General features: G+C 70.6%; 11 protein-coding genes. All 11 read left to right on the forward strand.

What is annotated here, in order from left to right; genetic code table 11:
• Positions 1-99 precede the first annotated feature (99 nt).
• The 11 genes from ABTW72_RS19990 (at position 100) to ABTW72_RS20040 (ending at position 14,695) form a co-directional block, all read left to right on the forward strand.
• Positions 100-1,383: a glycosyltransferase family 4 protein gene (locus ABTW72_RS19990; RefSeq protein ID WP_350860769.1), complete on the forward strand. Its 1,284-nt coding sequence runs from the start codon at positions 100-102 to the stop codon at positions 1,381-1,383.
• A complete protein-coding gene (locus ABTW72_RS19995) occupies positions 1,380-2,399 on the forward strand; it encodes a sulfotransferase (RefSeq protein ID WP_350860771.1) in 1,020 nt (339 codons plus the stop codon). The genes ABTW72_RS19990 and ABTW72_RS19995 overlap by 4 nt, the downstream gene beginning before the upstream one ends.
• A 3-nt stretch (positions 2,400-2,402) precedes the next feature.
• A complete protein-coding gene (locus tag ABTW72_RS20000; RefSeq protein ID WP_350860773.1) occupies positions 2,403-3,314 on the forward strand; it encodes a sulfotransferase family protein in 912 nt (303 codons plus the stop codon).
• A gap of 85 nt (positions 3,315-3,399) precedes the next feature.
• Positions 3,400-4,077 (forward strand): hypothetical protein, encoded by a 678-nt coding sequence (locus tag ABTW72_RS20005; RefSeq protein ID WP_350860775.1) that lies wholly within the window; start codon positions 3,400-3,402, stop codon positions 4,075-4,077.
• Positions 4,078-4,253: 176 nt separating this feature from the next.
• Positions 4,254-5,072: a basic amino acid ABC transporter substrate-binding protein gene (locus ABTW72_RS20010; RefSeq protein WP_350860777.1), complete on the forward strand. Its 819-nt coding sequence runs from the start codon at positions 4,254-4,256 to the stop codon at positions 5,070-5,072.
• Between the two features lie 77 nt (positions 5,073-5,149).
• Positions 5,150-5,944, forward strand: a complete 795-nt coding sequence (locus ABTW72_RS20015) for an amino acid ABC transporter permease (RefSeq protein WP_091406922.1) — start codon at positions 5,150-5,152, stop codon at positions 5,942-5,944.
• 5 nt (positions 5,945-5,949) lie between these two features.
• Positions 5,950-6,753, forward strand: coding sequence for an amino acid ABC transporter ATP-binding protein (locus tag ABTW72_RS20020; RefSeq protein ID WP_350860779.1), 804 nt, complete (start codon positions 5,950-5,952; stop codon positions 6,751-6,753).
• Positions 6,754-7,180: 427 nt separating this feature from the next.
• Positions 7,181-8,185 carry a multicopper oxidase domain-containing protein gene (locus ABTW72_RS20025; RefSeq protein ID WP_350860781.1) on the forward strand — a complete coding sequence of 335 codons (1,005 nt, stop codon included), beginning with the start codon at positions 7,181-7,183 and terminating at the stop codon, positions 8,183-8,185.
• A gap of 23 nt (positions 8,186-8,208) precedes the next feature.
• Positions 8,209-12,147, forward strand: coding sequence for a ThuA domain-containing protein (locus tag ABTW72_RS20030; RefSeq protein WP_350860783.1), 3,939 nt, complete (start codon positions 8,209-8,211; stop codon positions 12,145-12,147).
• An 8-nt stretch (positions 12,148-12,155) separates the two neighbouring features.
• Positions 12,156-13,685, forward strand: coding sequence for an OmpL47-type beta-barrel domain-containing protein (locus ABTW72_RS20035; RefSeq protein WP_350860785.1), 1,530 nt, complete (start codon positions 12,156-12,158; stop codon positions 13,683-13,685).
• A 32-nt stretch (positions 13,686-13,717) separates the two neighbouring features.
• On the forward strand, positions 13,718-14,695 hold the full coding sequence (locus tag ABTW72_RS20040; RefSeq protein ID WP_350860787.1) for a hypothetical protein: 978 nt from the start codon (positions 13,718-13,720) through the stop codon (positions 14,693-14,695).
• The last annotated feature ends 105 nt before the right edge of the window (positions 14,696-14,800 follow it).

The following is a 14,800-nucleotide window of genomic DNA, read 5'->3' on the forward strand; positions in this document are numbered from 1 at the left end:
CGACCCGCCCTGCATACCGTGGGCCCTGGCCGGGGCGGGCAGACTCCGGTCGTCACCTCCGGGCCCGGTTCGCCCGATCGACGTGAGCAGGGCGAGTCGATGCGCGTGCTGCATGTGAACAAGTTCCTCTACCGCCGTGGCGGCGCGGAGGGGTATCTGCTCGATCTCGCCGACCTGCAACGGGCTGCCGGCGACACGGTCGCCTACTTCGGCATGAGCCACCCGGAGAACGAGTCGCCCCTGCCGTACGCCGCGCGGTTTCCGTCCGAAGTGGAGTTGGAGCCGGCGCCGAGCGGGGTGCGGCCCCGCGCGGTGGCAGTCGGTCGGATGCTGTGGTCACCGACGAGCCGCCGCGGGCTGGCCCGGGTGATCAACGACTTTCGGCCGGACGTGCTGCACCTGCACAACATCTACCACCAGCTCTCCCCGTCGGTGCTCGCCGCGGCCCGCGCCGCCGGTGTGCCGTGTGTGCTGACCATGCACGACTACAAGCTCGCCTGCCCGAGCTACCAACTGCTGGACCGTGGCCGCCCCTGCCAGGCGTGCGTCACCGGTGGCCCGTTGCAGGCGGCCCGTCGCCGCTGCAAGGACGGATCGCTGTCGCGCAGTGGCCTGCTCGCCGTCGAGTCCTGGCTGCACCGGCGGCTCGACGCGTACGACCCGGTGCAGCTCTTCGTGAGCCCGAGCGGGTTCCTGGCCGACGTGATGCGCCGCGCGGGCGTCTACCCGGGCCGGTTGCGGGTGGTCAACCACTTCGTCGACCTGACCGGCGTCGCGGCCAAGCAGACGTCCGGCGGCGGTGTCGTATTCGCCGGGCGGCTGGCGCCGGAGAAGGGTGTCGACGTGCTGATCGAGGCGGCCGCCGCGCTGCCGGACGGGGTCAGCGTCGACATCGCCGGAGACGGCCCGGCCCGCCCGGAGTTGGAGGCGCTCGCCGCTCGGCGGGTGCCCGGCCGGGTCCGGTTCCACGGCCGTCTCGACAAGCCGCGCCTGCACGAGCTGATCCGGTCGGCGGCGGTGGTCGCCGTTCCGTCCCGGTGGCACGAGAACCAACCGATGGCGGTGCTGGAGGCGTTCGCCTGCGGGGTGCCGGTGGTCGCCACCGACCTGGGCGGGCTTCCCGAGCTGGTCGAGCCGGGAGTGGATGGCCGCGTCGTGGCCGCCGACGCGCCGACGGCCCTCGGCGAAGCGCTCACCGACCTCCTGGCCGACCCCGAACGGGCGTACCGGATGGGCCGGGCTGGTCGGGCGAAGATCGCCGCCCAGTTCGCCCCGGACCGGCACCTGGAGCGGATCCGTGGCCTGTACGCGGAGGCCGCGGAGGCGCTGCCGTCGCGGCGGCGGGCCGGTCGGGCCACCGCCGGTGGGGGAGCGGCCCGGTGAACCCGGTACGGGTGCTCTACCTCGCCGGCAGTGGTCGCAGTGGCAGCACGCTGGTGACCACGGTCCTGGGACAGTTGCCGGGTTTCTTCGCGGCGGGGGAGCTGCGGTACCTGTGGCGGCGCGGCATCCTGGAGAACCGGCCCTGCGGCTGCGGCTCCCCGGTCGCCGACTGCCCGCTCTGGGCCCGGGTGCGCGCCGACCTGACCGACGCCGACCCGGCCGGGATCGCCGCCCGGTTGGCCCAGCGGCTGCGGCTGCGCGGACTGCCCGCACTGCTGCGCCGCCAGCGTCGGGGGCAGCCGCCGATCGCGGGCCACCCCGACGACACGCAGCTGGCCCGGCTCTACGCCTCGATCGCCGAGCACGCCCTGGCCGGTCGGTCGGACGGTGTCATCGTCGACTCGTCCAAGCTGCCGCCGTACGGGGCCCTGCTCGGCAGCCTGCCCGGCATCGACCTGTACGTCCTGCACGTGGTGCGCGACCCGCGCGCCACCGCGTACTCCTGGCGTCGCCGACGCCCACTGGACGGGCGCGCCGACGATGAGCTGATGAGCCGGCCACCGGTCGGCAAGGCCGCGCTGCTCTGGCTGGTCTGGAACACCGCGACCGTCCGACTCTGGGGCGACCGCCGCCGTGCGCCGGGCCGCTACCTGCGGCTGCGGTACGAGGACTTCGTCGCCGACCCGGCCGGCGCCACCGCCCGGATCGCCGGCTTCGTGGGCGCGACCCCCGACGAGCTTCCGTTTCCGACACCGGCCACGGTACGGCTCGCCCCCACCCACTCGGTGGCCGGCAATCCGTCGCGGCACCGCACCGGGCTGGTCGACGTGGTCGCCGACACCGAGTGGCTGACCGGGCTGCCCGCCCGCGCGTACGCCGTGGTGACCGGGCTGACCGCCGTGGCCCTGACCCGGTTCGGCTACCCGTTGCGCCGCCCGGCGGCCACCTCTCTGGCCGCCCGTCCCGCCGCGGACCCGGCCGTCTCCCCGTCACCCGCCACCCGGCAGGAAGGCTGAACGATGCTCTCACTGGTGGTGGGCACCGGTCGCTGCGGTTCGACACTGGTCCAGGAGTTGCTCTCCCGGCATCCCGCGGTCGGCTTCGTCTCCGGCCTGGACGACAAGATGGCCCGGCTCAACCCCAAGGGCAGGTTCAACGGCGCGCTCTACCGGCGTTCGGCGCCGCGCCCGGCGGGGATGACCTCGCTACGACACAGTCGACGGTTGCTGGAGCGGGGCCGGCTGCGGGTGGCGCCGTCGGAGGCGTACCACCTGCTCGACCGGCAGGTGCTGGCCGGCTTCTCCCGACCGTGTCGGGACCTGCTGGCCGAGGACCTGACCCCGTTCGTGGCCCGGCGGCTGCGGGCCTTCTTCGACGAGCGGATCGCGCGGCAGGGCTGTCAGCAGTTGGTGCAGCACGTCACCGGGTGGCCGCGGACCGGCCTGCTGCACGCCGCGTACCCGGAGCTGCGGGTGGTCAACGTGGTACGCGACGGGCGGGCGGTGGCCAACTCGTGGCTCCAGATGGGCTGGTGGGACGGCTGGCGCGGGCCGGACAACTGGATCTACGGCCCGCTCCCGTCCGACCTGCGCGAGGAGTGGGCCGAGTCCGGTCGCTCCTTCCAGGTGCTCGCCGCGCTGGGCTGGAAGATGCTGATGGACGCCTTCGCGCAGGCCCGGCTGCGTCACCCGGCCGACCAGTGGTTGGACGTGCGCTACGAGGACCTGGTCGAGCAGCCCCGCGAGCAGGTCGGCCGGATGCTCGACTTCCTCGGCCTGAGCTGGTCGACAGCCTTCGAGAAGGGCTTCTCCCGGTACGACTTCACAGTGGGCCGGGCGGAGGCGTACCGGGACGAACTCAGCCCGGCGCAGCTCGCCGCGATCGAACGGGTGCTCGAGAAGCCGCTGGCCGAGTGGGGCTACCCGATCTAGGGGCGTCTGTCGCCGTCCTCGCTATCGACGGACGTCACGGCGGCGGCTAATCTTTGGCCCCACACCATCGATGTGAGGAGATGCGATGGCGCGCCGTACCGGCCGACCCTCCTACCAGTTGGACAAGGCCGATGTGCGTCACCGCCGCACAGTGCGCTACGCGACCGTCGCGGGCGTGATCGCACTGGTCACCGCGTTGCTGGGTGGGCTGATCGGCTACCAGGTGGGCCGTCCGGACGCCACCGAGGCGACCATCGCGAGCCTCAAGGAGGCCGAGGCGAAGCGGGACGCCCAGCAGATCGTGGAGCTGATCGAGACGGCCCGACGGGTTCGCGATCAGGTCGCCCCGGTCCTGGCCGGCATCAAGACGGAGACGACCGGCGGACGTGCGCCGGATCCGGCGAAGGCACGCCAGTGGCAGGAGGTCATGCGCCGGGCGGCCGAGCCGTTCGCCGACCCGCCGTCGGGGACCACCGCCACCAACGTGGCGCGCGGAGGGTTGCGCGGAGCGGTCCAGCAGGCGTCGCTGGCCGTCGACGCCTACGCGCTGGCGGCCGGCGTTCCGGCGGCGCAGCGTGCGGCCCTGCTGGACGTCACCGCGCGGCAGGCGGCCGAGGCCGCGACGATCTGGTCGGTCGCGGCGACCCAGCTCGACCAGATCAGCGTCGATTCCGGCCAGGGCCACCAGCATGTGTTCCTGGACACAGACCCCCACGAAGGGGCCCTCACCCCGGACGGGGCGGCCGAGGGAACCGGTGGCTGAGTCACCTTGCGGGGCAAGTGTCGGGTTTGCCGGCGAAGGTCGCCGGGGCGGGTCGGCCGGGCGCTCACGGCGTGATCTGTGGGCGGTCCGCCGGATCGGGTACGGTCGCTTATCGCAAAGTCTATGAACCAGATTGGCTTTCTGTGCAATGGAAGCCGAATCGGAGGGACACAGCCGTGAGGTTCCCAAGCGCCGTCCGTCAGGCCGGACTCGTCGTGGCCGTCGCCGCCCTCGCGCTGACCGCGGGTTGCGCGAAGAAGGATGACAGCGAGGTCCAGGCGAGCGGCGTCAAGCTGGTCGCGGCGGGCAAGCTGACCGTCTGCACCCACCTGCCGTACCCGCCGTTCCAGTCCAAGGACGCCAGCGGCAAGGTGACCGGCTTCGACGTCGAGATCATGGACCTGGTCGCCAAGGAACTCGGCGTCGAGCAGACGATCATCGACACCCCGTTCGAGGGGATCAAGTCCGGCCAGGATCTCAACACCGGCAAGTGCGACGCGGCCGCCGCCGGCATGACCATCACCGAGGAGCGGCGGAAGGTGATCGACTTCTCCGATCCCTACTTCGACGCCACCCAGGCGATGCTGGTGAAGACCGGCAAGACGTACAAGTCGCTCGACGACCTCAAGGGCAGGAAGCTCGGCGTCCAGGCGGCCACCACGGGTCGTGACTACGCCAAGAAGCTCGAGGCGGAGAAGGGCCTGAAGCTCGTCGAGTTCGAGGACCTCGCCGCCCTCCAGCAGGCCGTCGCCAACGGCCAGGTCGAGGCCGCCATCAACGACCTGCCGGTCTGGACCGAGTACCTGAAGAAGAACCCGGGCGGGTTCGAGGTGGCCGCGGAGTTCGACACCGGCGAGCAGTACGGCTTCCCCGTGAAGAAGGACGCCAACCCGGAGTTGCTCAAGAAGATCAACGAGGTGCTGGCCAAGGCCAAGCAGGACGGCACGTACAACACGATCTACGAGAAGTGGATCGGTAAGCAGCCGAGCGTCTGAGCGCCGCGCAGTACCGGAGGGCGCGCGTCCCGCGCGCCCTCCGACGTCGGTAACCTCCGGGAAGGCAACGAGCGAACGTGAAGCTGCGACGCCGCCAGCGGGAGCGGCTGTCCCTCGGGCTCCAGTACCTGGTCTTCATCGCCATCATCGCCACGGTGCTCGTCGCCGCGGACTGGGACAGGTTGGCCGACGCGTTCTTCCGCGTCGACATCATCAAGTCGATGTTCCCGACGATCATCACCGTCGCGCTGCGCAACACCATCCTCTACACGCTGGGCGCGTTCGCCTTCGGCCTCGTGTTCGGCACCATCCTGGCGCTGATGCGCCTGTCCCGGGTGGCGCCGTACCGCTGGGTGGCGACGGCGTACATCGAGCTGTTCCGGGGTCTGCCCGCGCTGCTGGTGCTCTTCCTCGTCGGGTACGGCATCCCGATCGCCTTCCCGGAGCGCGAGATCCCGGGCGGGGTGTTCGGTTCGATCGCGATCGGTCTCGGGTTGACCGCCGCGGCGTACATGGCGGAGACGATCCGGGCCGGCATCCAGGCCGTGCCGAAGGGGCAGATGGAGGCGGCGCGGACCCTCGGCATGTCGCACTTCACCGCCATGCGCACGATCGTCATCCCGCAGGCGTTCCGGATCGTGATCCCGCCGCTGACGAACGAGCTCATCCTGCTCACCAAGGATTCCTCGCTGGCCTACGTGCTCGGGGTGACGGCGCAGACGATCGAGATCACCAAGTTCGGTCGGGACATGCTCAACGACCGGGTGAACGCGACCCCGCTGCTGGTGGCCGGCCTCGCCTACCTGGTGATCACCCTGCCGCTGTCGCAGGTGGTACGACGCCTCGAACTCCGCTACGCCAAGGCTCGGTGACCCCGATGACGACCACCCCTCCCCGCCCCGCCGTGGAGATCCGCGACCTGCACAAGTCCTTCGGGCCGCTCAAGGTGCTCAAGGGCATCGACTTCGAGGTCGGCCAGGGCGAGGTGGTCTGCGTCATCGGACCGTCCGGCTCCGGCAAGTCGACCCTGCTGCGCTGCGTCGATCTGCTGGAGGAGCCGACCGCTGGCAAGATCTGGGTGAACGGGGTCGAGATGACCGACCCGGACGTCGAGATCGACGCGGTCCGCCGCGGCATCGGCATGGTGTTCCAGTCGTTCAACCTGTTTCCGCACCTGACCGTCCTGAACAACCTCACCATCGCCCAGCGCCGGGTGCTCCGGCGAGGTCGGGCCGAGGCCGAGCGGATCGCCCGGGCCAATCTGGAGCGCGTCGGGCTGACCGACAAGGCCGATGCCTTCCCGGCGCAGCTCTCCGGTGGGCAGCAGCAGCGGGCGGCGATCGCCCGGTCGCTGTCGATGGAGCCGAAGCTGATGCTGTTCGACGAGCCGACCTCCGCGCTCGATCCGGAACTCGTCGGCGACGTGCTCACCGTCATGCGCAAGCTGGCCGAGGACGGCATGACGATGATGGTGGTCACCCACGAGATGGCGTTCGCCCGCGACGTCGCCGACCGGGTCGTCTTCATGGATGGTGGCGTGGTGGTCGAGCAGGGGCCGCCGCAGGAGGTGCTGGGCGCGCCGAAGCACGAACGGACCCGCGCGTTCCTCTCCCGGGTCCTCGACCCGACCCACGTCGCGCAGCTCGGTGGGCCCGACCAGTCGCCCGCGCCGCCCGACTAGCCGCTCGTGCGGGCGCGCGACGCACGCCCTGGACGAGCAATTGTGAGTTACCTGGCGGCTTTCACCGTGCGCTCGGCTGGCCCTCATGTCGAGCTGCTCGAAGCCGCATCCACCTCGACGTAGGTGACCGACGATGACCGGCGACATCCACGCCACGGCCGAGACGCCGGCACCGGCGTGGCCGCGCCCGACGATGCGTGTCAGCTTCATGTCAATCGACTGACGTCGTGATGTCAAGGTAATCTTCTTGCAATCAGAGCTGTACTTTCGTCGATGGATTACATAAGTTGCTGTCATCCATAGAAAGCTTTGAGTCTTCCGAGCAAAGTCCGCGACGAGCCTCACCCTCAGTCGTGCCACCGCCCCCGTGCTCGGGTCGATGCACCCTGCCCTCGTCGCGTCTTCGCCCGGTCGGGAACGGAGACCCATGGACGATCACGCTGGTGGCCCTCACCGCCACCTGTCCCGCAGATCGCTGATCGCCACCGGCGCGCTCGCCGCCGGGGCGTTGGGCGCGTCCGCCCCAACGATCGGCACCGCGTTCGGCGGCAGCCCCGCCCGGGCCGCCGCCGGTGTCACCAAGAAGATCACCATCTACGCCGAGCAACTGCCCGGCAACCTGTTCGGGTACGGCCTGGCGCCCGGTCAGGCCACCGTTCCGGGCCCGATCCTGGAGATGTACGAGGGTGACACGCTGGAGATCACCCTGGTCAACACCACCAGCCAGCGGCTGTCCATCCATCCGCACGGGGTGGACTACAGCACCGAGTCCGACGGCAGCCCGTTCAACGCCTCGTTCAACAACCCGGGTGAGACGCGGACGTACGTCTGGCGCTCCCACGAGATGGTGGCCGCGTCCGGTCGGCGGTACATGCCGGGCAGCGCCGGCTACTGGCACTACCACGATCACGCGATGGGTACCGACCACGGCACCGCCGGTGTCGCGAAGGGACTGTACGGGGCGCTGATCGTCCGGCGGCGCGGCGACATCCTGCCGTCGAAGCAGTTCACGGTCGTGTTCCACGACATGATGATCAACAACAAGATGGCTCCGGCGACCCCGATGTTCGAGGCGAACCTGGGCGAGCGTGTCGAGTGGATCGCCATCGGCCACGGCAACCTGTTCCACACCTTCCACCTGCACGCGCACCGCTGGGCGGACAACCGCACCGGGATGTTGGAGGGGCCGAGCGACCCGAGCCTGGTGGTCGACAACAAGGACCTCAACCCCGGCAGCTCGTTCGGTTTCCAGGTGCTGGCCGGGGAGGGCGTCGGACCAGGCGCGTGGATGTACCACTGCCACGTGCAGACGCACTCCGACGGCGGCATGGCCGGGATCTTCCTGGTGCGCAACGCCGACGGCAGCATGCCGCCGGGCGCCGAGGAGGCGATCCACCGGTTCCAGGGCCACACCCACACGCACGGAAGCTGACCGAACCGAAAGTGGGGACGGGCATGACCCGAAATCTACGACGAACCCTCGCCGCGGTAGCGGCCTTGGCGACACTGCTCCCGGCAACGACGGCGGCCGCGGCCGCACCACGAACGGCGGCCGCCCCGCAGGCGGCGCAGCCGCAGCAGACAGCGGTCCTGGTGTTCCACGGCCCGGTGGCCGAGCAACAGGACCCGGTTTCGCGCGCGGTGGACACCATCAAACAACTTGGTGCCGTTCATGACATCGATGTCACGGCCACCACGGACCCGGGCGCCTTCACCGCGGCCGGGCTGTCCGCGTACCGCAGCGTTGTCTTTCTCTCCGCGACGGGCGCCGCGCTCAACCGCGACCAGGAGTCGGCGCTCCAGAACTACGTCAAGGCCGGCGGCGGTTTCGTCGGCATCGCCGACGCCGCCCGAGCCCAGGTCGACTCCACCTGGTTCACCGGGCTGATCGGCACCCGCCCGGCCGGCGCCATCCCGATCGCCGAGCCGGTGGCCCGGGTGACCGCCAGCGGCGAGAACCCGCCCAACGAGACCAAGGAGAAGCTGACCGACGGCGACGCCAACACGAAGTGGCTGGTCCGCACCCCGACCGCCTGGGTGGCGTACGAGTTGAGCGCCCCGAAGAAGATCACCGGGTACGCGCTCACGTCGGCCAACGACTCCGCCGGTCGGGACCCGAAGGACTGGACCCTGCAGGGCTCCACGGACGGTCAGAGCTGGACCGACCTGGACCGCCGCACCGGGCAGACCTTCCCGGACCGGTACCAGACCCGGCGGTTCGACATCGCCGCGCCGCAGGAGTTCACGCGCTACCGGCTGAACGTCACCGCGAACAGCGGTGAACCGCTGGTCCAGCTCGCCGACCTGCGCCTGTTCACCGGCAGCACCACCGCCCCGGAGCCGCCCGCGGTGAACCGCGCGGTGGTGAACATCCTGGACCGCAAGCACCCGGCCACCGCGTCGCTGCCGATGACCCTCACCCGGTCCGACCGTTGGGAGAACTGGGACCCGAACCCGATCGGCACCGTGCACACCCTCGCCCAGGTCGAGGAGCGGCACTACAACCCGGGGGCGGCCGCCAACGGCCCCTTCCACCCGGTGTCCTGGTGCCGGGACTACGACGGCGGTCGGTCGTTCTACACCGGCATGGGCCACACCGAGGGCAGCTACGGCGAGGAGGCGTTCCGCACGCACCTCGCCGGCGCCCTCAACTGGACCACCGGTCGGGTACGCGGCGACTGCCAGGCCACCATCGCAGCGAACTACAAGGTGGAACGACTCACCGCCGCTAACCAGACCGGGCAGCTGGACCAGATCGGCGAGCCGCACGGGCTCACCATCGCGCCGGACGGCACTGTCTTCTACGTCGGCAAGGCGGCCTGCCCGAGCGGCCCGATCGCGGACTGGAACAACCCGAACGTCGGCCTGGGCTGCGGCACCATCCACTCCTGGGACCCGCGCACCAAGCAGGTCAAGCTGCTCACCACCCTGGAGGTGATGGGCAACCGGGGCAGCGGCTCTGAGCTGGTCAAGAACGAGGAGGGCCTGCTCGGCATCGTGCCCGACCCCGCGTTCGCCGAGAACGGCTGGCTCTACGTCTACTGGATGCCGCACGAGTCGGTCGACCGGGTGAAGCGGGTCGGTCAGCGGACCGTCTCGCGGTTCACCTACGACCGTCAGGCGCAGACCATCGACCAGGCCACCCGCAAGGACCTGTTGCAGTTCCCGGTGCAGATCCACAGTTGCTGCCACGCCGGCGGCGGCATGGCGTTCGACGCCAAGGGCAACCTCTACGTCGGCTCCGGCGACAACAACTCCTCGGAGGGGTCGCAGGGCTACTCCGGCAACAACTGGACCCAGGAGTACCAGGGGATCTCGTTCCAGGACGCCCGCCGCACGTCGGGTAACACCAACGACCTCGCCGGCAAGATCATCCGGATCCACCCGGAGGCCGACGGGACGTACACCATCCCGGAGGGCAACCTGTTCCCACCGGGCACCGAGAAGACCCGGCCGGAGATCTACGTGATGGGCGTACGCAACATCGCCCGCCTCCAGATCGACCCGGTGCACCAGTGGCTGACCGCCGGCTGGGTCGGCCCGGACGCCTCGTCGCCCAGCCCCACCCTGGGCCCGGCGAAGTACGAGACGGCCACCATCATCACCTCCGCCGGTAACCAGGGCTGGCCGTACTGCATGGGCAACCGGCAGCCGTACCGCGACCGCAGCACCACGGACGCGACGGTGCTGACCGGCTGGTACGACTGCGACAACCTGAAGAACGAGTCGCCGCGCAACACCGGACTGGTGGACATCCCGGCGGCCCGGGACAACATGATCTGGTACTCGCCCGACGGCGGCGGCCCGGTGTTCCCGAAGCGGACCGACGGCAGCGGCCTGCCGACCTACGTGGCGGCCGACGCCACCTACACGCAGCCGTACCTGCGCGGCGGCGGGCAGGCCATCATGTCCGGCCCGACGTACCACCGGAGCCTCGTCGACACCACCAGCGGCGTGGCATGGCCGGAGCACTGGGACGGCAAGTGGTTCATCGGCGACCAGTCGAACGCCGCCAACCGGGTCGCGGTCACCGTCGACCCGGCCGGCGTGCCGCAGGCCGCCCCACCGGTGTACGCCGAGTCGCTGCGGGCCATCATCCCCGGTGGCAACGGCGACAACCGGTTGCAGAGCTGGATGGACGCGAAGTTCGGCCCGGACGGCGCGCTCTACCTGCTCGACTACGGCGGCGGCTTCTTCAGCCTGCACGCGAACCAGAAGCTGATCCGGATCACCTACACCGGCGGGGCGCCCACCCCGGCACCGGCGGCGACCTCGGTCGCCGTGCAGAACAAGCCGCTGACCATCGCCTTCACCGGTTCCCGCTCCGGCGGCGTCAGCCACCGCTGGGAGTTCGGCGACGGCGCCACGTCGACCGAGGCGGACCCCCGGCACACCTACGCCACGGTCGGCACCTACACCGCGAAGCTCACCGTCACGTACGCCGACGGTCAGACCGCGACGGTGCAGACCACTGTGACGGTGGGCTGCGCGGTGCCCGACGACCGGTCGACGGTGTGGCTCGGCGACACGGACACCGGGGTGCCCAGTCGTACGGTCGGGCAGGGTTGCACGGCCAACGACCTGATCGACGACGAGAGCACCTGGGCCGACCACAACGGTTTCGTCCGGCACGTCACCGCGGTGGCCCGCACGTTGCAGGACGACAACCTGCTCAGCACCCGCGAAGCGGGGACCCTCACCCGCCTGGCCGCCGCGTCGGAGATCGGCCGGGACGGGCACACCGGGTACGAGCCGCTCTTCGACGGCACCGCCGAGTCGCTGCGCGGTTGGCAGCAGGCGCCGTCGGGACAGTTCGGCATCCAGCCGGACGGGTCGCTGCGCTCCAGCGGTGGCCTGGGCATGCTCTGGCACACCAAGGAGCTGGGCGACTTCTCGCTGAAGCTGCAGTTCCGGGACATCGCGCCGGGCACCGGCCGGGCCAACACCGGGGTCTTCATCCGGTTCCCGGATCTGCGAACGCCCCTCGACCAGCGGCCACCGGACAGCTGCGGCACTATCGGGTCGGCGCGGACATCACCGGCCTGGATGGCGATCTACTGCGGACACGAGATCCAGATCTACGACGGTGACACCGGTGAGCCGCAGAAGACCGGCTCGGTCTACAACTTCGACCCGGTGCCGCTGGCCCAGGCCGGGGTGACGCCGAAGAACGAGTGGAACGACTACGAGATCCGGGCCGTCGGGCAGCACTACACGATGATCCGCAACGGCGTGGTGATCAACGAGTTCGACAACACGCCGGGCAAGCAGTCGTCGCGCGCCGGCGACCCGCCGACCGACCTGCGGCAGTTCCTGCGCGGCTTCATCGGCCTGCAGAACCACGGTGACAACGACCTGACCGAGTTCCGCAACATCCGTGCGCGGGAACTCTAGGAGTGACGATGACCCGACGACTGACGGCCGCGCTGGCGGCGCTCCTGCTCACGGTGATCCCGTTGGCAGTGGCGCCCGCCTCCGCCGCCCCGCGTGTCGCCGCCGACCAGGTGTTGACCTGGACCGCCGACGACAGCATCACCCAGTACAAGTCCGCGCCCACCACGGCGGTGGCCGGAGCGACCACGATCATCTGGGAGAACAGCGCGGCCACCGGCAACACCACCGGAATGCCGCACACGCTGACCTTCGACACCAGCACCGAGGGCTACAACCACGACGTCACCCTCAACATCCTGGCCAGCCCGTTCGACGCCAACGACGGCCGCCACCAGGCGACCGTGACGCTGACCCCGGGCCGGTACCGGTACTTCTGCTCGATCCCCGGCCACAGCTCGATGGTCGGCGAGCTGGTGGTCACCGAGGGCGGTGGCGGCGGCGACACCACCGCGCCGACCGTGACCGCCGCGGTCTCCGGTGACCAGGACCAGGACGGCAACTACCTGGGCGCGGCCACGGTGACCGTGACGGCCACCGACGCCGACTCGGGGGTCCAGACCGTCGAGTACCAGGTCGACGACACCAGCTTCCTGCCGTACACCGAGCCGGTGCGGGTCACCGCGATCGGTGACCACGCGGTGCAGTTCCGCGCCACCGACCAGGCCGGCAACACCAGCGCCGTCGGCTCGGTGGCGTTCCGGATCGTCGAGCCGGGGGAGGAGGACACCACCGCGCCGGTGGTCGCGGTCGCGCTGGCCGGCGACCGCGACGGCGACGGCAACTACATCGGTACGGCCACCGCCACGTTGACCGCCACCGACAGCGGATCCGGTGTCGCCACCATCGAGTACGCCCTCGACGGGGCGGTTTTCACCGCGTACACGAACCCGATCGTGGTGAACGCGGCCGGGATGCACATGCTGCACTACCGGGCCACCGACGTCGCCGGCAACACCTCGGCGGAGCAGATGTCCCACTTCACCGTCGTCGAGCCGCAGGCCGAGGACACCACCCCACCCACTGTCGCCGCCACTGTGGCCGGTGACCGGAACGACGACGGCGGGTACGTCGGTGGCGCGACCGTCACCGTCACGGCCACCGACGCCGAGTCGGGCGTGGCGAAGATCGAGTACGCGCTCGACACCGGTGGCTGGACGGCGTACGCCGCTCCGGTCGCCGTCCGCGCACCCGGCGCGCACACGGTGCGGTACCGGGCGACCGACACGGCGGGGAACTCCTCCACCGAGCAGTCGACGTCGTTCACCGTCGTGGTCGACGACACCGACCGCTGCCCCGACTCGGATACCCGGGCAACCGTGGTCATCGACGGGGGCGACACCGGTGTGGCCAACGTGGACACCGGCGACGGCTGCACCATCAACGATTTGATCGACGAACACGCCGACTACCCCGGCCACGCCGAGTTCGTCCGACACGTGGAAGCGGTCACCGCCGCGCTCGTGACCGGCGGCACGCTCGACCGGCGGCAGCAGGGCGCCATCGTCCGGGCCGCGGCCCGATCGGACGTCGGCGCATGAGTCCTCGAACCTCATTGACAGGGAGTACCACGATGCCCGGACGTACCGTCGCCAAGCTCGCCACCGTGAGCGCCGTCATCGCGGCCTCGGTGCTGGCCGTGGCGCCCACCGCACACGCCGACCTGGTCACCCACTGCATCGGCACCGGCGGCGCGGTGACCGTGCCCAACGACCTGCTCGTGCCCGCCGGCGAGTCCTGCGCGCTCACCGGCACCACGATCACCGGCAACGTCACCGTCGCGGCCGGCGGCAACCTGGTGGTGACCGGTGGCCGGGTCAGCGGTGAGGTACGCGTCGCCGCCGACGGGTACCTCGACGCGACCGAGACGACCGTCGACGGCCAGGTGGTGCTCGCGGCCGGGGGGTACGGCGTCTTCCTGAAGGACGCCCGCACCGGCGCCGTCACCGTACGGCCGAAGGGCTCCACGACCATCGACAGCTTCCTGTTCGCCGAGGCGTCGACGGTCACCGGGCACGTCACCGTCGGTGCCGGCGAGGTCCGGCTCGACCGGGGCACCCAGGTGCAGCGCAACCTCAGCAGCACCGGCACCTACTACACCGACCTGCACGACTCGTTCGTCGACGGCACGCTGTCGGTACTCAACAGCGCCACCGGCAGCGTGGTGTGTGGCAGTGCGGTCCAGGGGCGAGCCACCTTCGCCGGGAACCTGGGCGGTGTGCAGCTCGGCCCGAACGGCACCCTCGACAGCTGCGCCTCCGGCGGCTACTGGGGTGGGGACGTGAGCATCACCAGCACCACCGGTGGCGTCACCGTCGACGACAACATCATCAACGGTCAGTTGGCGGTGACGTCCAACGACCCGGCCGCCCAGGTGGCCGCCAACAACCGGATCCGTGGCGGGGTGACCGGTGATCAGGCCGCGGCGACCATCAACCGGTCGGCCCGGGTGGCCGGCCCGGACCGGGAGGACGCCGGCGACCAGCGGGCCGAGGTCCGCCGTACCTCGGCGGTGCAGGAGGCCACCGAGGCGGGCGCGGCCCGGCTCTAGCTGATCGACGCGACGGCGGCCGGCCACCCCTGCGTTCGGGGTGACCGGCCGCCGCCGTCGTACCGGGGTCGCCTAGAAGTTCGCCACTCCACTTTCTTGAGTGGT

Origin of the sequence: Micromonospora sp. NPDC127501 (assembly GCF_040302185.1) — a bacterium.
In the GTDB taxonomy this organism is placed as follows: Bacteria; Actinomycetota; Actinomycetes; order Mycobacteriales; family Micromonosporaceae; genus Micromonospora.

What these genes read in the sequence shown, in the direction of transcription:
- ABTW72_RS19990 (WP_350860769.1), top strand. Translation starts at nt 100, where the DNA reads ATGCGCGTGCTGCATGTGAACAAGTTCCTCTACCGCCGTGGCGGCGCG.
- ABTW72_RS20000 (WP_350860773.1), top strand. Translation starts at nt 2,403, where the DNA reads ATGCTCTCACTGGTGGTGGGCACCGGTCGCTGCGGTTCGACACTGGTC.
- ABTW72_RS20005 (WP_350860775.1), top strand. Translation starts at nt 3,400, where the DNA reads ATGGCGCGCCGTACCGGCCGACCCTCCTACCAGTTGGACAAGGCCGAT.
- ABTW72_RS20020 (WP_350860779.1), top strand. Translation starts at nt 5,950, where the DNA reads ATGACGACCACCCCTCCCCGCCCCGCCGTGGAGATCCGCGACCTGCAC.
- ABTW72_RS20025 (WP_350860781.1), top strand. Translation starts at nt 7,181, where the DNA reads ATGGACGATCACGCTGGTGGCCCTCACCGCCACCTGTCCCGCAGATCG.
- ABTW72_RS20030 (WP_350860783.1), top strand. Translation starts at nt 8,209, where the DNA reads ATGACCCGAAATCTACGACGAACCCTCGCCGCGGTAGCGGCCTTGGCG.
- ABTW72_RS20035 (WP_350860785.1), top strand. Translation starts at nt 12,156, where the DNA reads ATGACCCGACGACTGACGGCCGCGCTGGCGGCGCTCCTGCTCACGGTG.
- ABTW72_RS20040 (WP_350860787.1), top strand. Translation starts at nt 13,718, where the DNA reads ATGCCCGGACGTACCGTCGCCAAGCTCGCCACCGTGAGCGCCGTCATC.